The following is a 20487-nucleotide window of genomic DNA, read 5'->3' as shown; positions in this document are numbered from 1 at the left end:
TCGGAGAAAGATTTACACTCCCTTTCGAATTGGGGTGAAAATCTCCTGTTTTATATCATATTCGCTGCAAAATGGCCTCAAATCACGAAAAGCCCCAACTCGGCCTTGAAACCACCCGCTTTGCAGGTCTATGGCCCAACCGAACCTTCCCGCGCATCTTTTGCGTGTATCCGATATCCAACCCTTGAAAGCCGAGAGTACCGATGTCCCAGCAAAATCTGGCTCCGATCCCCGAACTGTATGTATCTTACGAGTCCGCCCAGAAACTGAAGGTCGAAGCCGCCGACCTGACCAGTTGGGATCTGACCCCGCGTCAGATCTGCGATCTGGAATTGTTGATGAACGGGGGATTCAACCCGCTCAAGGGTTTCCTGAGCGAAGAGGATTATAACGGCGTCGTCGAAAACATGCGCCTGGCCGACGGCACGCTGTGGCCGATGCCGATCACGCTGGACGTTTCGGAAAGCTTTGCCGAGACGCTGGAACTGGGGCAGGATATCGCGCTGCGCGATCAGGAAGGCGTCATTCTGGGCACCATGACGGTGACCGACCGCTGGACGCCCGACAAGTCGCGCGAGGCCGAAAAGGTATTCGGTGCCGATGACTCGGCGCACCCGGCCGTGAACTACCTGCACAACACCGCGGGCAAGGTTTACCTGGGCGGGCCGATCACCGGGATTCAACAGCCCGTGCATTACGATTTCCGCGGCAGCCGCGACACGCCGAACGAGTTGCGCGCCTATTTCCGCAAGCTGGGCTGGCGCAAGGTAGTGGCGTTCCAGACACGCAACCCGCTGCACCGCGCCCACCAGGAGCTGACCTTCCGCGCCGCGAAAGAGGCCGAAGCCAACCTGCTGATCCATCCGGTCGTGGGCATGACCAAGCCGGGAGATGTCGATCACTTTACCCGCGTGCGCTGTTACGAGGCGGTGCTGGACAAATATCCCGGTTCGACCACCACGATGAGCCTGCTGAATCTGGCGATGCGCATGGCCGGCCCGCGCGAGGCCGTCTGGCACGGCCTGATCCGCAAGAACCACGGCTGCACCCATTTCATCGTCGGGCGTGACCATGCAGGCCCCGGCAAGAACAGCGCCGGAGAGGATTTCTACGGCCCCTATGACGCGCAGGACCTGTTCCGCGAACATCAGGACGAGATCGGCATCGAGATGGTCGATTTCAAACACATGGTCTATGTGCAGGAACGCGCCCAGTACGAGGCCATGGACGAGATCAAGGACAAGGACGATGTCACGATCCTGAACATCTCGGGCACCGAACTGCGCCGCCGCTTGCAGGAAGGTCTGGAAATCCCGGACTGGTTCTCGTTCCCCGAGGTGGTGGCCGAACTGCGCCGCACAAGGCCGCCGCGCAGCCAGCAGGGCTTTACCGTGTTCTTCACCGGCTTCTCGGGCTCGGGCAAGTCGACCATCGCCAACGCCCTCATGGTCAAGCTGATGGAAATGGGCGGTCGTCCCGTGACGCTTCTGGATGGCGATATCGTGCGGAAAAACCTGAGTTCGGAACTGGGCTTCTCGAAGGAGCACCGCGATCTGAACATCCGCCGCATCGGCTATGTCGCGTCCGAGATCACCAAGAACGGCGGCATTGCGATCTGCGCGCCGATCGCGCCCTATGCGACCACCCGCCGCGCCGTGCGCGAGGATATCGAGCAATACGGCGCCTTCGTCGAAGTGCATGTCGCCACCTCGCTCGAGGAATGCGAACGCCGCGACCGCAAGGGGCTCTACAAGCTGGCGCGCGAGGGCAAGATCAAGGAATTCACCGGGATTTCCGACCCCTATGACGTGCCCCAGAACCCCGAGCTGAGCGTCGAGACGGAGAACGTGGACGTGGACAACTGCGCCCACCAGGTAATCTTGAAGCTGGAGCAGATGGGCCTGATCGCGGGCTGATCGGCGCTCTAGACGGCGGGTATTTCAGCCTGCCGGACGATACGAGACAGGAAACGGGCCGCCCTTGCCGGGGTGGCCCGTTTTCTTTTAAGCGTCGCGGCATGTACGCGATTTCGCTGACCTCGATCCCGCCCCGGTTCGACCGGCTGGCGCCGGTGCTGCGGGCGTTGCTGGCGCAGCGCCCTGCCCCGGCGCAGGTGATCCTGTGCCTGCCGCGCCGCTATGCGCGCTTTCCCGGCCCGGTCACACCCCCGCCCCTGCCGGAGGGGGTGGACCTGCTGTGGCATGACAGCGATCTCGGACCCGCCACCAAGGCGTTGCCCGCCGCGCGGCGGCTGGCCGGGCAGGTCGGGCGGATGATCTGGTGCGATGACGACTGGATCATGGGGCCGGGATGGGCGGCGGCGTTGCTGGATGGGGCGGCAGCGCGCGAGGCCACGACCGGGCAGGGCTATGGCGTGGCAAGGCTGCGGCGGCGGGGATCGGCCCCGACGCCTGCGCATGTCGAGATTGCGCAAGGGTTTGCCGGGGTTTGCGCCGATCCTGCCTGGCTGAGCGAGCAGGACATGGACCCGCCCCCAACGGCGTGGCCGGTGGACGATATATGGCTGTCGGGGCACCTGGCCCGGCAGGGCATCGCGATCCGGGCCGTACCGGCGGCACGGCGGGCAATGCGGCTGGCCCATGACGATGGACCGGCGCTTCAGGACAGTGCGATTGGCGGGCGGTCACGGCACGGCGCGAATATCGCCTGCCTTGACGAGCTGACCGCGCGTTACGGGATATGGCCCGCGCAAGGCTGACCTGCCGGGCCGCATCCGCATCGGATTTTCAGAGATCGTCCCGGAGGATCAGTGGACCGTCACCGGGTCCATGTTGTTCTGGCGTGCCAGCACGAAAGCCAGCCTGCGGTCGCGCACCAGCGCGAGGCGCTCGCCATCCTCCGTGTGCAGCGCATAAAGCGTCTCGCTACCCATGGCCTGTTCGCGCATGTCCTCGGGAAGGTCCGCCACGTTCACGGGCCGGACATAGACGATGGGACGGCCCTGATCGGCGCCGAAATCGTACCTTGTTTCCATATCTCTTACCCCTTGTTGATCTTGATCTTCTGCACCATCGGTTCGGGCTGGGCACGGGTCAGGTCCACATGCAACAGACCGTTTTCCATGATCGCCTCGCCCACCTCGACACCGTCGGCCAGCACGAAAGAGCGCTGGAACTGGCGCGCGGCAATGCCGCGATGCAGGTAGATCCGGTTGTCGGCGTCATCGCCCTGACGGCCACGGATCACCAGCTGGCGGTCCTCGACCGTGATCGACAGATCGTCTTCGGCAAACCCGGCCACGGCGAGCGTGATTCGATAGGAATTCTCCGAGGTCTGCTCGATATTGAACGGCGGGTAGCCTTCGTTCCCCGATTTGGCGCTGCGTTCCAGCATGCGCTCAAGCTGTTCAAACCCCAGCATGTAGGGATGCGACCCCAGCGTCAATTTTGTCATCGACACGTCCTTCATCAAAGCGACAGTCCATGCCGGGCCCCGTTTCGGCAACCCGACAATGGGAATATGGGGGCCGCCCGCGGCCCGTGCAAGGGCTTTGCCATTGATGCGAAAAGGGCTATCCTGTGTGCCCGACCTCCAGAGAGGAATCACCGAAATGAACGCTTTCGCCGATCTGTCCATGAAATCGGACGATGTGCTGCGCGTGGAACTGGAGGAATTCCGCCGCCAGCACCGTGATCTGGACGAGGCGATTTCGGCCCTGCATGAAAAGGGGTCGGGCGATCCGCTGACCATCAAGCGGCTCAAGCAGCGCAAGCTGCGGCTCAAGGACATGATCGCCTATATCGAAGACCGTCTTTATCCCGACATCATCGCCTGAGTCCGATTGCGTCGCGGCGCGCGACAGGTATAGTGCGCGCTCCAACGAAAGGGGCCAATGACAGATGGGCAACGTCAAAGTCGGTATCATCATGGGCAGTCAATCGGACTGGCCGACCATGCGCGAAGCTGCGGCGATCCTCGAAGAGCTGGATATACCGTATGAGGCGCGCATCGTCTCGGCGCATCGCACGCCGGACCGGCTGTGGGATTACGGCAAGACGGCGGTGGAGCGCGGATTGCATGTGATCATCGCGGGCGCGGGCGGCGCGGCACACCTGCCCGGCATGATGGCCTCGAAAACCCGTGTGCCGGTGATCGGCGTGCCAGTGCAGACCAAGGCGCTGTCGGGTGTGGACAGCCTGTATTCCATCGTGCAGATGCCCAAGGGATTCCCGGTGGCCACCATGGCGATCGGCGCGGCGGGCGCGGCCAATGCCGGGCTGATGGCCGCGGGCATACTGGCCAATGGCGACCCTGCGCTGGCGGCGCGGCTGGATGACTGGCGCACCGCCCTGTCGGCCTCGATCCCGGATGAGCCCCAAGATGACTGAACACCTGACCACCGGCGCCACCATCGGTATTCTGGGCGGCGGCCAGTTGGGCCGCATGCTGTCGGTCGCCGCGGCAAGGCTTGGCTTCAAGACCTGCGTTTTCGAACCCGGTGCCGACTGCCCCGCCAGCCATGTCGCGCATGAGCACATTCAGGCCGGTTACGACGACGAAGACGCCCTGCGCCGGTTTGCCGGGGCCGTCGATGTGGTGACCTACGAATTCGAGAACATCCCCACCTCGGCGCTGGATCTGCTGGACGGGATGGGCAAACCCGTGCGTCCGGGGCGGACCGCCCTGCGCGTCAGCCAGGACCGGCTGACCGAAAAGGCATTCCTGAGCGATCTCGGCCTGAAAACCGCCCCTTTCGCCGCTGTCGATGACGAAGAGGACCTGGCCGAGGCAATTGCCGAAATCGGCCTGCCCGCAATCCTCAAGACCCGGCGTTTCGGCTATGACGGCAAGGGGCAGGCGCGCATCCTGTCGGAGGCGGATGCCGCGCAGGCGCTGGCCGACATGGCCGGGCAATCCGCGATACTGGAAGGGTTCGTGGAGTTCAGCCACGAGGTTTCGGTCATCGGCGCGCGCAACATCGCGGGCGACGTGGCCTGTTTCGACCCCGGCGAAAACGTGCATGAGGGCGGCATCCTGCGCACCACCACGGTTCCCGCCCGCCTGAGCGCGGCACAGCGCACCGACGCGGTGCTGCTGACCGCGCAAATCCTGAACAAGCTGGATTATGTGGGTGTCATGGGGGTGGAATTGTTTGTCACCTCCACAGGGCTGGTGGTGAACGAGATCGCGCCGCGCGTGCATAATTCGGGCCACTGGACGCAGCAGGGCTGCGCCATCGACCAGTTCGAGCAACACATCCGCGCGGTGGCGGGCTGGCCGCTTGGCGACGGAAGCCGCTATTCCGACGTGGTGATGGAAAACCTGATCGGCGAGGACATGGACCGCGTGCCCGACATCGCCGGGGAAGCCGACGCGGCGCTGCATCTATATGGCAAGGCCGAGGTGAAACCGGGCCGCAAGATGGGCCATGTGAACCGTATCACGCGCGGCTGACTGGCCAAGCGCGGGCGAACCCGGTACGCCTGTTTCAGAACCGTCAGCAAAGGAGTGTGAGTGATGAAAGACGACCGCAACAGCCAGTTCCGCGACGCCCATTCCGACCGCAGCACCGCCGAGCAGGTGCCCGACACGCCGCAGACCCGCGCTCCGGCCTACCGGCTGGCCTTTGCCGACCCGGATTTCCTGTGCCGCGACGAATTGCGCCCGGTGCGGTTGCAACTGGAGTTGCTCAAGCCCGAGATGATCCTGAACGAGCGCGGCATCGAAAGCACCGTCGTGCTGTTCGGGGGCGCGCGCATTCCCGAACCGTCGAAGAAGGACAGCGCCCGCACCGAAACGCTTTCGGATCTGTCGCGCTATTATGACGAGGCGCGCGAGTTTTCCCGCATGATCACGGTGAAATCCATGGCGAGCTACGGGCGCGAATACGTCGTGGCCACGGGGGGCGGGCCCGGCGTGATGGAGGCGGGCAATCGCGGCGCGGACGATGCGGGCGGATCGTCCATCGGGCTGAACATCGTGCTGCCGCACGAACAGGCCCCGAACGAATATGTCACGCCGGGGCTGTGTTTCAACTTCCACTATTTCGGCATTCGCAAGATGCATTTCCTGATGCGCGCCAAGGCGATCTGCGTGTTCCCCGGCGGTTTCGGCACGCTGGACGAGATGTTCGAGGCGCTGACGCTGATTCAGACCGACCGCATGAACAAGGTGCCGTTCCTGCTGTTCGGCGAGGAATTCTGGCGCAAGATCATCAACTGGGAGGCTCTGGCCGATGCCGGAACGATCAGCCCCGAGGATCTGGAGCTGTTCCGCTTCGTCGAGACCGCGCAGGAAGCCGCGCAGATCATCGACGACTGGTATGCCGACGAGGGCTGCTGAACCGGGCAATCGCACCGGGCATGACCCCGTAGGGCCTGCCCGGCCTGTCACCTCAGAGGGGCGTGGTCCGACCCCGAAGGATCAGGCCACGCGGGACGGCAGGGCACACACCGGCGCACCGCGCAGAAGCGAGGTTACCATCCGGCCTTCGGCCGTGTCCCGAATTGCGTAGCCATAGCCACGCAAACGATGTTTCCACTCACGCTCGGACACGGCAAGGCCACGCTCGCGCAGCACAAGGCTCAACACATCTGTTTCCATTTCACTCGTATACTGTTTCATCGTTTCCTGCCTTGGAACAGTTTCACACTGATTTCTGGATAGATACCGATATGGGCGACAATCGTGCCGAAATGTGGCAGGCAAGCGGTTTCATAGCGGCTGTGACGATGCAGGGCTGAGTGAGGCTTCCCGCCCCTCAATCGTGGCGTGTGAAAACGGCGACTCTCGGGGCCCGCGCGATCGGATTCGGACCGGCCCGCGCTTATCCCTCGTCCCGGTCGACCCGCGCGAGCTGTGCCTGATTTTGCCGGCGGGCACGGGCCGCGGAGACGAGCGCCCGGAACAGACCCTGCTGGCGGCGGGCATAGAACAGATGCTCGGGGTGCCACTGTACGCCGATGGCAAAGGGATCGCGCAGCCGTTCGATGGCCTGGATCATGCCGCCTTCGTCACGGGCCGCCACGCGCAGGCCACGGCCCAGCCGATCCACCGCCTGACTGTGCAGCGCGTTGATCTTCATCGGGTCCGTCCCGGCCAGATGGGCCAGCCGCGTTTGCGGCTCGATATGCACGGTTTTGCGGGGCAGGATCGTGCGTATATACCTGCTATCCCGATAGACGCCATACGCGTCCTGATGCAGCGTTCCGCCAAGCGCCACGTTCAGCATCTGACTGCCCCGGCAAATCCCCAGAATCGGCTTGTTGAGATCGAACGCATCGTGCACCACGCGCCGCTCCAGCGCATCGCGTCCGGAATCCAGCCGCGCCGAGCGCACCAGATGACCGCCATAGAGATCGGGCGAGATATCGTCGCCACCCCCGATGATCACACCGTCCACCGTGGACAGGTCGGCATCCGATCCATCCACCCAGCGCACGGATCGCCCGCCCGCCATCCAGACGTTCAGGGCGATCAGCGGAAAGATGCGCCAGCCCGACCGGCGCGAGGTGGTCACCCCGATCAGCGGTCGTGTCATCCCGGCAACCCGGTAAAATCCAACCCCGCCGCGCGCAGGATCGTGCCGCAACGCTCGGCCCAACCGCTGCGCATCAGGGTCAGCAATCCGTGATCGTCCAGCCAGTCCCGCGACAGGCGTTCAAGAAGCGCCGTATCGGCGGCCACCCGCTCGACCAGCACCCAACGCTGCCATTCCTGCGCGATGGACCAGTCGGGATCGTCGATCAGGCAATCCGGCAGGCGGAAATGAAATGTGGGGCGGGCCGAGGTCTTGTCGGAAATCGCCTGTTCGATCCGTTCGGGCCAGAAATGGGCGAAGACCGGCAGCATATCCAACCCCCGGTTCCGCGTGGGGGTATGATGGAGGTAAAGCTCCATCGCCTCATGCGCGGTGCCGTCCGGGCCAAGACCGATCAGGGCACGAACGAACTCTGTGGGATAGGGATCGGTGAACGGCAGCAACCTGCGCGAATCGTCAATCGGGTGGGCGGCGCGCAGCCAATCCTCAATCAGCGCATAGGCCAGCAACGGGCGCAGAATATCGGCATCACTATCCGATGCGATCTGGACATTCAGGTGAACGCCAAAACCGAACACCCAGCCCGCGCCGCTGCCCAGCGCACCCGCCTTGCGCAATACCGCATTCAGACCGTCCAGCCGCGCCAGCCCGTCCATCTCCAGCGGTTCGGTCACGATTTCCACCGGCACGACCTCGCGTCCCAGATCCAGCGCCAGATCGCGCAACTTGGTCTTGGTCGCCTTGCGCAGGAAGATGTCCAGATAGATTTCCAGCCTACCGATACAGGTGTCGTGCACCGTCCAGATATGGCTGTCTTCCTGCACGGCGCGTCCGCCCAGAGTGTCGGCGCACAGGCGTGCGACATGCGCCTCGTCCAGCCCGCCCAGTTCGATCTCGACGCCCACACGGCGCGGTGCGCCCGTGGCGGTCATCGGCTGGGGAAGCGGGGCAAACCGGATCATGGGCTCACTTGAGCATTCCCATCCCGATTGCGCAAGACCGGCCGGGCGTCCGGCTCAGCCCATCCCGGCTTCGGCCTCGATCTGCTTGCGGGATTTGCGTGCCCGTTCGGTGGCGGATTTCAACTGGCCGCAGGCGGCCATGATGTCTTCGCCGCGCGGGGTGCGGATGGGGCTGGCATAGCCCGCCTTGTAGACGATATCGGCGAATTTCTCGATCCGGTCCCAATCGCTGCGCTGATGCGGGGCGCCGGGCCATTCGTTGAATGGGATCAGATTGATCTTGGCCGGGATGCCCTTGATCAGTTGCACAAGGCGGCGCGCGTCTTCGTCGCTGTCGTTCACGTCCTTGAGCATCACGTATTCAAAGGTGATCCGCTCCGAGTTGCTGGCCTTGGGATATTCGCGCAGGGCATCCAGCAGCGTGGCGATGTTCCATTTCTTGTTGATCGGCACCAGCTTGTCGCGCACCTCGTCGGTGGTGGCGTGAAAGCTGACCGCCAGCATACAGCCGATTTCCTCGGCGGTCTTGGCGATTTCGGGTACGACACCGGAGGTGGACAGCGTGATGCGCCGACGGCTGAGGCTGATCCCCTCGCCGTCCATCGCGATCTTCATCGCATCGCGCACGTTGTCGAAATTGTAAAGCGGCTCGCCCATGCCCATCAGCACGATGTTCGACAGCAACCGGGGGCCGTTATCCCCCGTCCCCTGCCCCGGTTCGGGCCATTCGCCCAGATCGTCGCGCGCCATCATCACCTGCCCGACGATTTCCCCGGCGGTCAGGTTGCGCACCAGTTTCTGCGTGCCGGTATGGCAGAAGGAGCAGGTCAGGGTGCAGCCCACCTGGCTGGAGATGCACAAGGTGCCGCGGTCGGTTTCGGGGATATAGACCACCTCGACCTCATGCCCCCCAGCGATCCGCACAAGGTATTTGCGCGTGCCGTCGGCGCTGACCTGCTTGCTGACCATTTCGGGGATTTCGATGACGAAATTCTCGGCCAGTTCGGCGCGATAGGCCTTGGACAGGTTGGTCATGTCGGCAAAGTCGCGCACGCCCCACTGATAGACCCACTGCCAGATCTGGTTCACCCGCATCCTGGCCTGCTTTTCCGGCGTGCCATGCGCGATCAGAACCTCGCGCAACTTGTCACGGGTCAGACCGACAAGGTTGGTCGGCCCCTCGGGCAGTTTGCGGGGGATGGTCATCACGTCCTGGGTGATCGGGGCGGTGCTATCGGTCATGGGTTTGCGCGGTCCTGTCGTCAGATGGGCCTCCATATAGGACATGCGCGCCGATTCCAAAACATTCCGGCGCTTTTGCAATGCACCGACACGATACCGACATTTTACCGACGTCATACCGATGCCGGTTTCGGCGGGCTCAGCGGGCCAGCCGCGCCACCTGTTCGCGGCAGGGGCATGTGGTCAGGTGATCGTTCACCATCCCCACCGCCTGCATGAAGGCATAGACGATGGTCGGCCCGCAAAATTTGAACCCTCTTTTGCGCAAATCCTTTGAAATTGCTGTGGAAATTTCCGTGTATGCCGGAACCTCGTCCAGCCGTGCCCATCGGTTCTGAACCGGAGCGCCACCGACGTACTCCCACAGGTATCGATCAAAGCCCTGTTCCGCCTCGATCTGTTGCCAGACACGGGCGTTTCCAATGGTCGCCTCGATCTTTCCACGGTGCCGCACGATCCCCGGATTCGCCAGCAGGCGCTGCACTTCGGGTTCGCCCCATGTGGCGATGATATTGGGATCAAACCCTTGAAATGCCTCACGAAACGCATCCCGCTTGCGCAGGATGGTGATCCAACTCAGCCCGGCCTGGAACCCATCGAGAATCAGCTTTTCCCACAGCGCGCGGCTGTCATATTCGGGCACGCCCCATTCGGTATCGTGATACGCCCTGTAAAGGTCATCATCGCCGACCCAACCGCATCTTTCCATCGCGCAAACCCTCCCAAACCACATGACCCGTTCAATTTGTCTCAGATCGACAGCTTAACAGTTCTTTAGCGGCTGCGGCACAGCCTGTGAACTCGATGATCAGGAGGTGCAAATGGGCCACGAACGCGAACCGGTCGACATCCCGGCAGGACAGGACAACCCGCTGGCCTATGCCATCACGTCACGGGACCGTTCCGTGATCGCGATGGTGCAGCAGGCGGTCGAACACGAACAGGTGATGCTGGCCTTTCAGGCCGTCGTGCCCGCGGGCCGTCAATCGCGGCCCGCCTTTTACGAGGGATTGATCCGCGTACTGGACGAAACCGGGCGGATCATCCCCGCCAACGAGTTCATCCATGTCATCGAAACCACCGAAACCGGGCGAATCATCGATTGCCTGGCGCTGGAGCAAGGGCTGAGGACGCTGGCGGAATATCCCGATCTGCGCCTCGCGCTCAATATGTCGGCACGTTCGGTCGGGTACAGGCGCTGGAACGATACGCTTGCGGGTTGGCTGCAACGCGATCCGACCATCGGCGAACGGCTGATATTGGAGATCACCGAAAGCTCGGCCATGTTGATTCCCGAAGTCGTGACCGGCTTCATGAACGAGTTGCAACAGGCGGGAATCAGCTTTGCGCTGGATCATTTCGGTGCGGGGTTCACATCGTTCCGCTATTTGCGCGACTTCTATTTCGATATCCTCAAGATCGACGGACAGTTCATTCGGGGCATCGCCGAGAACCCCGACAACCAGATTCTGACGGCGGCGCTGGCCTCGATCGCCGAGCAGTTCGACATGCTGACCGTGGCGGAAAACGTGGAGCGCCCCGAGGACGCGGCGTATCTGACAAGCGCCGGAATCGACTGTCTTCAGGGTTACTTTTTCGGCGCGCCATCCGTGAGGTTGCCCTGGGTGGATGCAGGATTGGACAAGGCCACCGCGTGATCTGTGACACACGGTCCGTTGCCGCAGCGCGGCAAGTGCGGTAGAACCAACATGACCGGCGGGGGAAACGAGCCTGCATGACAGCATTTTGCAGAATCGCCTCGGCCATGACGTCATCTGGTGGAGGACACACATGACCAATGTAGTTATCGCATCCGCGGCGCGTACCGCTGTCGGTTCTTTCGGCGGCTCGTTCGCCAATACACCCGCCCACGATCTGGGGGCCGCGGTGCTGGAGGCGCTTGTCGAACGTGCAGGTATCGACAAGGCGGAAGTCTCGGAAACGATCCTCGGTCAGGTGCTGACCGCCGCGCAGGGCCAGAACCCGGCCCGCCAGGCGCATGTGAATGCCGGGCTGCCCATCGAAAGCGCCGCCTGGAGCATCAACCAGGTTTGCGGATCGGGCCTGCGTTCGGTCGCGCTGGCCGCGCAGCACATCCAGTTGGGCGATGCCGCCATCGTTTGTGCGGGCGGGCAGGAAAACATGACGCTCAGCCCGCATGCCGCACATCTGCGCGCGGGCCACAAGATGGGCGATGTCAAATATATCGACACGATGATTCGCGATGGCCTGTGGGACGCGTTCAACGGCTATCACATGGGCCAGACCGCCGAGAACGTCGCCGAGCAGTGGCAGATCAGCCGCGAGATGCAGGACGAATTCGCACTGGCCAGCCAGAACAAGGCCGAAGCCGCGCAAAAGGCCGGCAAGTTCGACGACGAGGTGATTCCCTTTACCATCAAGACCCGCAAGGGCGACATCGTGGCCGACAAGGATGAATATATCCGCCACGGCGCCACCATCGAAAACATGCAGAAGCTGCGCCCCGCCTTCATCAAGGACGGCACGGTGACGGCGGCCAACGCCAGCGGCATCAATGACGGCGCTGCCGGTGCCCTTCTGATGAGCGCCGATGACGCCGCCAAGCGCGGGATCGAGCCGCTGGCCCGCATCGCCAGCTACGCCACCGCCGGGCTGGACCCGTCGATCATGGGTGTCGGTCCGATCAATGCCAGCCGCAAGGCCCTGGAAAAGGCCGGCTGGAAGCCCGAGGACTTGGACCTGGTGGAAGCCAACGAAGCCTTTGCCGCGCAGGCCTGCGCCGTCAACAAGGACATGGGTTGGAACCCCGAGATCGTGAACGTGAACGGCGGCGCCATCGCCATCGGCCACCCGATCGGTGCCAGCGGCGCGCGCATCCTGAACACGCTGCTGTTCGAAATGAAACGTCGCGACGCCAAGAAGGGCCTTGCCACGCTGTGCATCGGCGGCGGCATGGGCGTGGCCATGTGCCTTGAGCGCGACTGAGCCATGCGAGCCTGAGCGAACATCATTGAAAGGCGCCATCGGGCGCCTTTCTTTTTGTCGCCGGATGCGGTGTATTTTAAAAAATAGCTGCGCTGCGGCAAATTCTTCGCGCAATAATATTGCGCATCTTGCGGATGAATAGTAACAGAGTTACCAACGCATACTTAGCCAGATTGGAGGATAACATGGCTCGAACAGCTCTCGTCACCGGCGGCTCGCGCGGAATCGGCGCGGCCATCTCGAAAGCACTCAAGGCCGAAGGCCACAACGTGGCCGCAACCTATGCCGGCAATGATGAGGCCGCCGCCAAGTTCACCGAAGAAACCGGCATCAAGACCTATAAATGGAATGTCGGCAGCTACGAGGAATCCAAGGCCGGCATCGCCAGGGTCGAAGAGGACCTGGGCCCGATCGACATCGTTGTCGCCAATGCAGGCATCACCCGCGACGCCCCCTTCCACAAGATGAGCCCCGAACAGTGGCACGAGGTGATCGACACCAACCTCACCGGCGTGTTCAACACCATTCACCCGATCTGGCCCGGTATGCGCGAACGCGGCTTTGGCCGGATCGTGGTGATCAGTTCGATCAACGGCCAGAAGGGTCAGTTCGCTCAGGTCAACTATGCCGCCACCAAGGCCGGCGATCTGGGTATCGTCAAGTCACTGGCACAGGAAGGCGCGGCCAAGGGCATTACGGCGAACGCCGTCTGCCCCGGCTATATCGCCACGGAAATGGTGATGGCCGTGCCGGAAAAGGTGCGCGAATCGATCATCGGCATGATTCCCGCTGGACGTCTGGGCGAACCCGAGGAAATCGCGCGCTGCGTGACATTCCTGAGTTCGGATGACGCGGGCTTTATCAACGGTTCGACCATCTCGGCCAACGGCGGGCAGTTCTTCGTCTGATCCCTGTTTCGGGTGGAACGACATGAAAAGGGCCGGTCCTGACGACCGGCCCTTTGATTTTTGCGGACCCCTTGCACCGATTGTCGGCAGGGTGTGCCGTAGCAGTGTGGAAACACAGCCGCATATCGTGAGTTCAGCTCACGGCTGTGGACCCGGACGATCATGGATCACAGCCATGATCGTCCTCATGATTCGACAAATGCGGCGAGTGTCTCGCGCGCAGTATGTTAAGCCTGCTCGCTCAGCTTTTCGATTTCTTCCTTGAGCCGCAGTTTCTGCTTTTTCAGTTCGGAGATATGCAGATCGTTAGACCCCGGCGCGCGCTGCGCCTCTTCAACCTGTTCCGAGAGGGCCTGATGTTTCTTCTTCAATTCCTCGACATGCGACGTCAAGCTCATGGGCAGTCTCCTCTCTGAATAATGTGAACGTGTCCAGTGCAGCATACTTTTACAATTCTGTCACGCTGCACACGCAACATAAGCTGATTTTTGCATGCGGTATTTGAGGTAAATCAGACCGGAAAAGGTAATGCCGCACCACGGCGCAGGATCGCGCCTGTGGCCGTGGTATAGTTTTCGCAATCCCGGTCATGTCTGCTGCCTTCGTGCAGAACCCAGCCATCGTGCATGCGAAACGCCGCGCGCCCGCCCTTTCGCCCGCGCAGCAAAATCAACCGTGCCGGCCTGCCGCGGCGGGGTATGAAGGGCAACACCTCGATGCTGCCAAGGTGGCGTTGCGCCTCTTGCAGCAGGTCAGGCAAGCGGTCGGGCCGCTGGATAAAGGTGACGTACCCCTTCGGCGCGGCGCGGCGCGCGGCGGCGCGAACCCAGTCGGACAGCGGCGTGACCTCGCCCAGGGCCCGTTCCCGCCCGGCGTCACTGGCCGCCGTGCTGGCATTCCTGTCGAAATAGGGCGGGTTGGCTATGACATGGGTGAACTGCTTTTGCAGCAAATCATCCGGCATTTGTGTCAGATCACCTGTCATAACCTGTAGCCCGATCCGGTTCTCGACTGCGTTGCGCCGCGCCAGATCGGCATAGGCGGGCTGCAATTCCAGCCCCGTCAGGTGCAGACCGTCGATCCGGCGGCCCAGACATAACGATGCCACCCCGGCCCCGCATCCCAGTTCCAGCACCGTGTCGCCCGCACGCGCCGGAACGCTGGCCGCCAGCAGCACGGGATCGACACCGGCGCGATACCCCTGGCGCGGCTGCCAGACCTGCAACTGCCCGCCAAGAAAGGCATCACGGGTCAGTTCCGCCTCGGGCCAGGTTCCCGGCTCACTCATTCAGGTCGATTCCGTTGTCGGTGAGAACGGTCGACGCCCGCTCGAAATCCGCCTCGGCCACCATCAGGCGGCGCGGGAATATCCCGATCGAGCCTTCGAGGATGCTCATATTTACGTCCATTTCAAAGCAGTCTATACCCTCGCCCTGAAGCAGGGCGTGGGCGAAGGCAATGATTGTCGGATCGTTCGTGCCAAGCAACTGTTTCATGAGGATGACATAAGGGCACCGGCGACGGTTTGTCGACCAGTGTGACGGGAGTGTGATGGGATTGGACCGCGCCGCAACGAAGCCGCACGAACAACTGGCCCGGCATCTTGCAAACGATCTGGAGTCTGTGAACGCCCTGATCCGGCAGCGTATGGCCTCGCGCCATGCCCCGCGCATCCCCGAGGTCACCGCCCATTTGGTCGAGGCCGGAGGCAAACGCCTGCGGCCCATGCTGACGCTGGCCAGTGCCGATCTGTGCGGCTATGACGGCGCGTTTCACGTTCATCTGGCGGCCACGGTCGAATTCATCCACACCGCCACGCTGTTGCATGACGACGTGGTGGACGAAAGCCAACAGCGCCGGGGACGGCCCACCGCGAACCTGTTGTGGGACAACAAATCCAGCGTTCTGGTCGGGGATTACCTGTTCGCCCGCGCCTTTCAGTTGATGGTCGAGCCCGGAAACCTGCGGGTGCTGGACATCCTGTCGAACGCCGCCGCCGTGATCGCCGAGGGCGAGGTTCTGCAACTGAGCGCGGCGCGCGACCTGAAAACCGACGAAAGCGTTTACCTGCAAGTGGTTCGCGGCAAAACGGCGGCGCTGTTTTCCGCCGCCACCGAAGTGGGCGGCGTGATCGCGCAGGCCCCCGAAGAGCAGGTCAAAGCCCTGTTCGACTATGGCGATGCCCTCGGGATCGCGTTCCAGATCGTCGATGACCTTCTGGATTATCAGGGGGACAGCAGCGCAACCGGCAAGAACGTGGGCGACGATTTCCGCGAACGCAAGCTGACCCTGCCGGTGATCAAGGCCGTCGCCGCCGCCGATGAAGACGAACGCGCATTCTGGAAGCGCACCATCGAAAAGGGCGATCAGCGCGACGGCGACCTGGAACATGCGCTCGACCTGCTGAACCGGCACGGCGCGCTTGAGGCGACGCGGCAGGATGCCCTGGCATGGAGCGCCAAGGCGAAAGCGGCCATGCAGGCGCTGCCCGAACATCCGGTGCGCCAGATGTTGATCGAACTTGCCGATTACGTGGTGGCGCGGGTCAGCTAGCGGCGTTCAACACCGTCGCGACCACCCACCAGGACGGATAGGCCTCTTGCAGGCGCCCTGCGGCGGAAAAGGCCGTTTCGGCATCTCCGTAGAGCCCGAAGCAGGTTCCGCCAGAGCCCGACATCCGGGTCAGCAGGCAACCGGGCGTCACTTTCAGCGTATCGAACACCTGGTTTATAACCGGTTGTGCGGCAATTGCCGGGGCCTCCAGATCGTTGCGCATCCCGGCCAGCCATTCGATAAAAGCGGCGGTTGACGTGAAATCCGGCAACGGATCGGGCATCGGCGGGTTCGTCCGCTCCGCCAAGCCCGCAAATACCTGTTGCGTCATCACCGGCAGGCCCGGATTGACCAGAACGGCGTGCAATTCGGGCAGGCCGGGCAGAGGTGTCACATCTTCCCCGACCCCGCGCATCCGCGCCGTGGATTGCTGAAGACAAACCGGCACGTCGGCCCCAAGGCGCAACAAATCGCCGGCGTCGGGCAGCGGTTGCCCTGTCAAACGGGCAAGCGCCGAAACGGTCGCCGCCGCATCGCTTGATCCACCGCCAAGTCCTGCGGCGGCAGGCAGGTGCTTGTCCAGATGGATATCCGCAGCCACGTCCATAAGCCGCGCGGCCTTCATCACCAGATTGCTCCGATCCGTGGGCACACCTGCCGCCATCGGACCGCCGACTGTCAAACTGGACTTTTCAGCGCGCGAAACCCGTACAGTATCGCCAATCCCGGCAAAAACGACCAATGAGTCGAGCGCGTGATAGCCATCGGCGCGCTGACCGGACACATGCAGCGTCAGGTTCACCTTTGCGGGTGCGAGAACCTCAATCGTTGTCATCGGCCACTTTCAAAGGCGGCGCGCCCTCTTCGGCAAGGACGCGATCCAACCCGACCTCGATCTTGCGGCGAATGCGGTCGGGCTCGATATCCGGCGAGGGATTTTCCTTGTCCACGAAGGACAAGGCGCGTTTCCACTGAAATTCGGCCTCGGTGTGACGCCCGACGGCCCACAGGACATCGCCCAGATGATCATTGACCACGGGATCCACCGGCATCAGCTCGGCAGCGCGTTCCATATGGCCGATGGCCTCGTCATAGCGGCCAAGGCGGTAGAGAACCCAGCCCAAGCTATCCACGATATAGCCGCTGTTGGGTTGCGAGGCGACGGCCTGTTCGATCAGCGACAGCGCCTCGTCCAGCTTGATCTGTTTCTCGACCAGAGAATATCCGAGGTAGTTCAGCACCTGCGGCTGTCCGGGATTGAGTTCGAGCGCCTTGCGGAAATCCGCCTCGGCCTCGGGCCAGTTGTCCAGGCGTTCGTGGCTGATCGCACGGGCGTAATGCACGAACCATTGTTCGGTTTCGCGTTCCGCATAGAGATCGAGCGCACGGTCATACGCGGCAACCGCCGCGTCAAACCGTTCCAGTTGCCGGTAAAGATCGGCCAGTGCGACATGAATCGCAGGCAGGTCGCCATGGGTTTGCGAAAGCTGGACCAGAACCTCGATGGCCGCATCCGTCTTGTCGGCGCGGCGCAGGGTTTCCGCACGGCCCATTTCGGCGGCGTGGAAGGACGGATCGTCACGCGGAACGCGGCGATAGGTTTCCGCCGCCAATTCCAGGCGGTCCAGACTTTCCAGCAATTCCGCGGACATGATGATCGCGTCCACGAAGCCGGGGTTCAGATACTCGGCCGCACGCGAATAGAGCAGCGTGTATTCCCCACCCGTGTCGGACATCAGCGCCCGCCCCAGCGAATAGAAAACCTCGGCCAAACCGTCCTTTGCGCTGCCGATCCGGGCGAAAGGCACCTGTTCGCCAGCCGCCAGACGGTCCCGCAACTGCGCGACCTCCGGGTCGAGATCGCCGCCGAACATCTCGTCGATCCGGGCAATGGCGTCGTCGTTGCGCTCGAGTTGGCTCAAGACTTCGGCCCAGGCCAGAATCCCTCGGCGGGTCTGCTGCAGCGGGCCTTCATCCCCATCGGAGAAAATGGCTTCGGCACCTTCGAAATCCCCGACCGAGGCCAAGGCAAGCGCCTTGTGATAGAGGGCGAAACTGCGCAAACCACGCTGATCGGCCACCTCATCGAACTTCTCGAGCGCGGTGCGCATGTCCCCCTTGCCCAGATAGGACCATGCGGCGATCAGACCATCGGCCAGCGGGCCCATCCCGCGCTCGTCTTCGATCCGGGTCAGCAGGGCATCGTAATCTTCCTGCACGGCGGATTCCGCGATCAGGGCCATATGCGAAATCTGGCTTTTCAGATCGTCCGCTTCCATCTTGTGAGCGATCGGGAGGGCGCGATCGAACTGACCAAGTGCCATATGGGCCACCACGGCGTTTTCAAGGATCGCCGGATTGGAGGGATCTTCGGTCAGGGCCTGGGTGAAATAACGTGCGGCGGCGGCGAAATCGTAATCGTAGCGCGCCTGCCGTGCCGCCAGGTATGATCCGACAGCCTCGTCCGCTACGGCAGGCAGCGGCAGAACCTGAACGAGTGCGGCAAGGAAAAGGGCGGAAAGGGGTTTGGATGTCACGGGGCCTGCCTCTGCTGGTGTGTTGGCGCAAACCTAGTATGCCCGCCCCCCCAAAGCAATGCGGGGCGGCCCAAAGACCGCCCCGCACGCCGCTTTTCGCGGATCGTTTACATATTCGGATAGTTCGGCCCGTCGCCGCCCTGCGGCGTGACCCAGTTGATATTCTGGCTGGGGTCCTTGATGTCGCAGGTCTTGCAGTGGACGCAGTTCTGGAAGTTGATCACGAACTTGGGTTCCTTGCCCTCTTCGCGCACCACTTCGTAAACCCCTGCCGGGCAATAGCGCTGCGCGGGTTCGTCGAACTTGGGCAGGTTCACGTCGATCGGAACACTGGGGTCCTTCAGTTGCAAATGACAGGGCTGGCTTTCTTCGTGGTTGGTCATCGAGAAGCTGACATTGGTCAGCCGGTCGAAGCTCAGCTTGCCGTCGGGTTTGGGGTAAGCGATGTCCTTGTGCTTGTCGGCGGGCTCGGTCGCCTCGGCGTCGGTCTTGCCGTGGCCGATGGTGCCCAGCAGGGAAAAACCGAGCGTATTGGTCCACATGTCGAACCCGCCAAGCGCCAGTGACGCCCCAAGGCCGAATTTCGACCATAGCGGTTTCACGTTGCGCACCTTTTTCAGGTCCTTGCCGATGGCGCCGTCGCGCACTTCGGTTTCGTAGTCGTTCAGCTCGTCGCTGCCCCGACCGGCCTCGAGCGCCTTGTGCGCAGCCTCGGCCGCCGCCTTGCCCGAAAGCATCGCGTTGTGGTTGCCCTTGATGCGCGGCACGTTGACCATGCCCACCGAACAGCCCAGCAGGGCCACGCCCGGCGCGACCATCTTGGGCATCGACTGAAACCCGCCTTCGGAAATCGCCCGCGCGCCATAGGCCACGCGCTTGCCGCCCTTCAGCAACTCGGCCACCATCGGGTGATGCTTGAACCGCTGGAATTCCATGTAGGGGTACAGGTGCGGGTTCTTGTAGTTCAGGTGAACCACGAAACCGACATAGACCTGATTGTTTTCAAGGTGATAGATGAACGACCCGCCCCCGGCATTCTTGCCAAGCGGCCAGCCCATCGTGTGGGAGACTTCGCCTTCGTTGTGCTTGGCCGGGTCGATTTCCCAGATTTCTTTCATGCCGATGCCGAATTTCTGCGGCTCTTTACCGGCGCTCAGGTCGTATTTGGCGATCACTTCCTTGGCGAGGCTGCCGCGCACGCCTTCGGACAGGAACACGTATTTGCCAAGCAGTTCCATGCCAGGCTCATAGGCCGGGCCGGGGGTGCCATCGGGGTTCTTGCCGAATTCGCCCGCCACGACGCCCTTGACCTCGCCGTTCTCGCCATAGACCAGTTCCGAACAGGCCATGCCGGGGAAGATTTCAACGCCCAGTGCCTCGGCCTGTTCGGCCATCCAGCGGCAGACATTGCCCATCGACACGATGTAATTGCCGTGGTTGTTCATCAGCGGCGGCATCGGCCAGTTGGGCACGCGGATCTTGCCGCCCTCGCCCAGCAGATAGAAATTGTCCTGCCGCACGGGCGTGTTCAGTGGCGCGCCTTTTTCCTTCCAGTCGGGGATCAGCGCATCCAGCCCGCAGGGGTCCAGAACCGCCCCCGAGAGGATATGCGCGCCGACCTCGCTGCCCTTTTCGAGAACGACCACTTCGCGCGAGGGGTCCAGCTGTTTCAGGCGGATCGCCGCGCTCAGGCCCGCAGGTCCGGCCCCCACGATCACCACATCGTATTCCATCGCTTCGCGCGTCATGTCGGACATGTTGAGCATCCTTTCTCAGGGCGTGGCTATTGTGTAACAAAGTTGCGGATGTGGTTAGCC

General features: G+C 62.6%; 23 protein-coding genes. 10 read left to right on the top strand and 13 right to left on the bottom strand.

The features are described 5' to 3' along the window. Nucleotides 1-203 precede the first annotated feature (203 nt). Nucleotides 204-1916 (top strand): bifunctional sulfate adenylyltransferase/adenylylsulfate kinase, encoded by a 1713-nt coding sequence (locus KPG71_RS13625; RefSeq protein ID WP_216338541.1) that lies wholly within the window; start codon nt 204-206, stop codon nt 1914-1916. A gap of 101 nt (nt 1917-2017) precedes the next feature. Beyond that, on the top strand, nt 2018-2719 hold the full coding sequence (locus tag KPG71_RS13620; RefSeq protein ID WP_216338540.1) for a hypothetical protein: 702 nt from the start codon (nt 2018-2020) through the stop codon (nt 2717-2719). Between the two features lie 48 nt (nt 2720-2767). Here the strand turns inward: KPG71_RS13620 and KPG71_RS13615 are convergent, their stop codons facing one another. Next, nucleotides 2768-2995 carry a DUF1150 family protein gene (locus tag KPG71_RS13615; protein WP_216338539.1) on the bottom strand — a complete coding sequence of 76 codons (228 nt, stop codon included), beginning with the start codon at nt 2993-2995 and terminating at the stop codon, nt 2768-2770. Between the two features lie 5 nt (nt 2996-3000). Continuing rightward, nucleotides 3001-3414, bottom strand: coding sequence for an Hsp20 family protein (locus tag KPG71_RS13610; protein WP_216338538.1), 414 nt, complete (start codon nt 3412-3414; stop codon nt 3001-3003). Between the two features lie 157 nt (nt 3415-3571). On the opposite strand from KPG71_RS13610, the gene KPG71_RS13605 reads away from it, so the two are divergent. The 4 genes from KPG71_RS13605 to KPG71_RS13590 all read left to right on the top strand — a co-directional run bounded on the left by KPG71_RS13605 (nt 3572) and on the right by KPG71_RS13590 (nt 6303). Next, nucleotides 3572-3796 carry a YdcH family protein gene (locus KPG71_RS13605; RefSeq protein WP_073034131.1) on the top strand — a complete coding sequence of 75 codons (225 nt, stop codon included), beginning with the start codon at nt 3572-3574 and terminating at the stop codon, nt 3794-3796. Between the two features lie 64 nt (nt 3797-3860). After that, nucleotides 3861-4349 (top strand): 5-(carboxyamino)imidazole ribonucleotide mutase, encoded by a 489-nt coding sequence (purE, locus tag KPG71_RS13600; protein WP_216338537.1) that lies wholly within the window; start codon nt 3861-3863, stop codon nt 4347-4349. After that, complete coding sequence (locus KPG71_RS13595; protein WP_216338536.1) at nt 4342-5415, top strand: 5-(carboxyamino)imidazole ribonucleotide synthase; 1074 nt, start codon at nt 4342-4344, stop codon at nt 5413-5415. Before purE ends, KPG71_RS13595 begins: the two co-directional genes overlap by 8 nt. 63 nt (nt 5416-5478) lie before the next feature. After that, nucleotides 5479-6303, top strand: coding sequence for a TIGR00730 family Rossman fold protein (locus KPG71_RS13590; protein WP_216338535.1), 825 nt, complete (start codon nt 5479-5481; stop codon nt 6301-6303). An 81-nt stretch (nt 6304-6384) separates the two neighbouring features. On the opposite strand, the gene KPG71_RS13585 is transcribed toward KPG71_RS13590, so the two are convergent. The 5 genes from KPG71_RS13585 to KPG71_RS13565 all read right to left on the bottom strand — a co-directional run bounded on the left by KPG71_RS13585 (nt 6385) and on the right by KPG71_RS13565 (nt 10414). Further along, nucleotides 6385-6585, bottom strand: a complete 201-nt coding sequence (locus KPG71_RS13585) for a hypothetical protein (RefSeq protein WP_216338534.1) — start codon at nt 6583-6585, stop codon at nt 6385-6387. 202 nt (nt 6586-6787) lie between these two features. Continuing rightward, nucleotides 6788-7501 carry a gamma-glutamyl-gamma-aminobutyrate hydrolase family protein gene (locus KPG71_RS13580; RefSeq protein WP_216338533.1) on the bottom strand — a complete coding sequence of 238 codons (714 nt, stop codon included), beginning with the start codon at nt 7499-7501 and terminating at the stop codon, nt 6788-6790. Beyond that, a complete protein-coding gene (locus tag KPG71_RS13575; RefSeq protein WP_216338532.1) occupies nt 7498-8463 on the bottom strand; it encodes an amidoligase family protein in 966 nt (321 codons plus the stop codon). Before KPG71_RS13575 ends, KPG71_RS13580 begins: the two co-directional genes overlap by 4 nt. A 54-nt stretch (nt 8464-8517) precedes the next feature. Next, the gene (gene rlmN / locus KPG71_RS13570) at nt 8518-9705 is read right to left on the bottom strand and encodes a 23S rRNA (adenine(2503)-C(2))-methyltransferase RlmN (RefSeq protein WP_216338621.1); all 1188 of its coding nucleotides are present in this window, start codon (nt 9703-9705) and stop codon (nt 8518-8520) included. Nucleotides 9706-9844: 139 nt separating this feature from the next. Beyond that, the gene (locus KPG71_RS13565; RefSeq protein WP_216338531.1) at nt 9845-10414 is read right to left on the bottom strand and encodes a DNA-3-methyladenine glycosylase I; all 570 of its coding nucleotides are present in this window, start codon (nt 10412-10414) and stop codon (nt 9845-9847) included. Nucleotides 10415-10526: 112 nt separating this feature from the next. Between KPG71_RS13565 and KPG71_RS13560 the strand changes: the two genes are divergently transcribed. From KPG71_RS13560 to phbB, 3 genes are all read left to right on the top strand, one after another. Continuing rightward, nucleotides 10527-11363, top strand: coding sequence for an EAL domain-containing protein (locus tag KPG71_RS13560; RefSeq protein WP_216338530.1), 837 nt, complete (start codon nt 10527-10529; stop codon nt 11361-11363). A 133-nt stretch (nt 11364-11496) separates the two neighbouring features. Then, nucleotides 11497-12672, top strand: coding sequence for an acetyl-CoA C-acetyltransferase (locus tag KPG71_RS13555; protein WP_216338529.1), 1176 nt, complete (start codon nt 11497-11499; stop codon nt 12670-12672). 185 nt (nt 12673-12857) lie between these two features. Next, a complete protein-coding gene (phbB, locus tag KPG71_RS13550; protein WP_216338528.1) occupies nt 12858-13580 on the top strand; it encodes an acetoacetyl-CoA reductase in 723 nt (240 codons plus the stop codon). 227 nt (nt 13581-13807) lie between these two features. Here the strand turns inward: phbB and KPG71_RS13545 are convergent, their stop codons facing one another. The 3 genes from KPG71_RS13545 to KPG71_RS13535 form a co-directional block, all read right to left on the bottom strand. After that, complete coding sequence (locus KPG71_RS13545; protein WP_216338527.1) at nt 13808-13978, bottom strand: YdcH family protein; 171 nt, start codon at nt 13976-13978, stop codon at nt 13808-13810. Between the two features lie 113 nt (nt 13979-14091). Next, nucleotides 14092-14868 carry a tRNA1(Val) (adenine(37)-N6)-methyltransferase gene (locus KPG71_RS13540; protein WP_216338526.1) on the bottom strand — a complete coding sequence of 259 codons (777 nt, stop codon included), beginning with the start codon at nt 14866-14868 and terminating at the stop codon, nt 14092-14094. Continuing rightward, nucleotides 14861-15076, bottom strand: a complete 216-nt coding sequence (locus tag KPG71_RS13535; protein ID WP_216338525.1) for a DUF2007 domain-containing protein — start codon at nt 15074-15076, stop codon at nt 14861-14863. The genes KPG71_RS13540 and KPG71_RS13535 overlap by 8 nt, the downstream gene beginning before the upstream one ends. A 55-nt stretch (nt 15077-15131) precedes the next feature. Between KPG71_RS13535 and KPG71_RS13530 the strand changes: the two genes are divergently transcribed. Next, a complete protein-coding gene (locus tag KPG71_RS13530) occupies nt 15132-16133 on the top strand; it encodes a polyprenyl synthetase family protein (protein WP_216338524.1) in 1002 nt (333 codons plus the stop codon). Here the strand turns inward: KPG71_RS13530 and KPG71_RS13525 are convergent. From KPG71_RS13525 to KPG71_RS13515, 3 genes are all read right to left on the bottom strand, one after another. Then, nucleotides 16126-16968 carry a 4-(cytidine 5'-diphospho)-2-C-methyl-D-erythritol kinase gene (locus KPG71_RS13525; RefSeq protein WP_216338523.1) on the bottom strand — a complete coding sequence of 281 codons (843 nt, stop codon included), beginning with the start codon at nt 16966-16968 and terminating at the stop codon, nt 16126-16128. The genes KPG71_RS13530 and KPG71_RS13525 overlap by 8 nt on opposite strands. Continuing rightward, nucleotides 16955-18670, bottom strand: coding sequence for a tetratricopeptide repeat protein (locus tag KPG71_RS13520; RefSeq protein WP_216338522.1), 1716 nt, complete (start codon nt 18668-18670; stop codon nt 16955-16957). Before KPG71_RS13520 ends, KPG71_RS13525 begins: the two co-directional genes overlap by 14 nt. Before the next feature lie 107 nt (nt 18671-18777). Next, a complete protein-coding gene (locus KPG71_RS13515; protein WP_216338521.1) occupies nt 18778-20427 on the bottom strand; it encodes an electron transfer flavoprotein-ubiquinone oxidoreductase in 1650 nt (549 codons plus the stop codon). Nucleotides 20428-20487: the final 60 nt, after the last annotated feature.

This window comes from Roseovarius sp. PS-C2 (genome assembly GCF_018862045.1).
Classification (GTDB): Bacteria; Pseudomonadota; Alphaproteobacteria; order Rhodobacterales; family Rhodobacteraceae; genus Roseovarius.
This window is presented reverse-complemented; position numbering and strand designations above follow the sequence as displayed.

Bases quoted from the DNA above. Each gene is read 5' to 3' on its own strand.
- KPG71_RS13625 (WP_216338541.1), top strand. From the start codon at position 204: ATGTCCCAGCAAAATCTGGCTCCGATCCCCGAACTGTATGTATCTTAC.
- KPG71_RS13620 (WP_216338540.1), top strand. From the start codon at position 2,018: ATGTACGCGATTTCGCTGACCTCGATCCCGCCCCGGTTCGACCGGCTG.
- KPG71_RS13615 (WP_216338539.1), bottom strand. From the start codon at position 2,995: ATGGAAACAAGGTACGATTTCGGCGCCGATCAGGGCCGTCCCATCGTC.
- KPG71_RS13610 (WP_216338538.1), bottom strand. From the start codon at position 3,414: ATGACAAAATTGACGCTGGGGTCGCATCCCTACATGCTGGGGTTTGAA.
- KPG71_RS13605 (WP_073034131.1), top strand. From the start codon at position 3,572: ATGAACGCTTTCGCCGATCTGTCCATGAAATCGGACGATGTGCTGCGC.
- purE (WP_216338537.1), top strand. From the start codon at position 3,861: ATGGGCAACGTCAAAGTCGGTATCATCATGGGCAGTCAATCGGACTGG.
- KPG71_RS13595 (WP_216338536.1), top strand. From the start codon at position 4,342: ATGACTGAACACCTGACCACCGGCGCCACCATCGGTATTCTGGGCGGC.
- KPG71_RS13590 (WP_216338535.1), top strand. From the start codon at position 5,479: ATGAAAGACGACCGCAACAGCCAGTTCCGCGACGCCCATTCCGACCGC.
- KPG71_RS13585 (WP_216338534.1), bottom strand. From the start codon at position 6,585: ATGAAACAGTATACGAGTGAAATGGAAACAGATGTGTTGAGCCTTGTG.
- KPG71_RS13580 (WP_216338533.1), bottom strand. From the start codon at position 7,501: ATGACACGACCGCTGATCGGGGTGACCACCTCGCGCCGGTCGGGCTGG.
- KPG71_RS13575 (WP_216338532.1), bottom strand. From the start codon at position 8,463: ATGATCCGGTTTGCCCCGCTTCCCCAGCCGATGACCGCCACGGGCGCA.
- rlmN (WP_216338621.1), bottom strand. From the start codon at position 9,705: ATGACCGATAGCACCGCCCCGATCACCCAGGACGTGATGACCATCCCC.
- KPG71_RS13565 (WP_216338531.1), bottom strand. From the start codon at position 10,414: ATGGAAAGATGCGGTTGGGTCGGCGATGATGACCTTTACAGGGCGTAT.
- KPG71_RS13560 (WP_216338530.1), top strand. From the start codon at position 10,527: ATGGGCCACGAACGCGAACCGGTCGACATCCCGGCAGGACAGGACAAC.
- KPG71_RS13555 (WP_216338529.1), top strand. From the start codon at position 11,497: ATGACCAATGTAGTTATCGCATCCGCGGCGCGTACCGCTGTCGGTTCT.
- phbB (WP_216338528.1), top strand. From the start codon at position 12,858: ATGGCTCGAACAGCTCTCGTCACCGGCGGCTCGCGCGGAATCGGCGCG.
- KPG71_RS13545 (WP_216338527.1), bottom strand. From the start codon at position 13,978: ATGAGCTTGACGTCGCATGTCGAGGAATTGAAGAAGAAACATCAGGCC.
- KPG71_RS13540 (WP_216338526.1), bottom strand. From the start codon at position 14,868: ATGAGTGAGCCGGGAACCTGGCCCGAGGCGGAACTGACCCGTGATGCC.
- KPG71_RS13535 (WP_216338525.1), bottom strand. From the start codon at position 15,076: ATGAAACAGTTGCTTGGCACGAACGATCCGACAATCATTGCCTTCGCC.
- KPG71_RS13530 (WP_216338524.1), top strand. From the start codon at position 15,132: ATGGGATTGGACCGCGCCGCAACGAAGCCGCACGAACAACTGGCCCGG.
- KPG71_RS13525 (WP_216338523.1), bottom strand. From the start codon at position 16,968: ATGACAACGATTGAGGTTCTCGCACCCGCAAAGGTGAACCTGACGCTG.
- KPG71_RS13515 (WP_216338521.1), bottom strand. From the start codon at position 20,427: ATGTCCGACATGACGCGCGAAGCGATGGAATACGATGTGGTGATCGTG.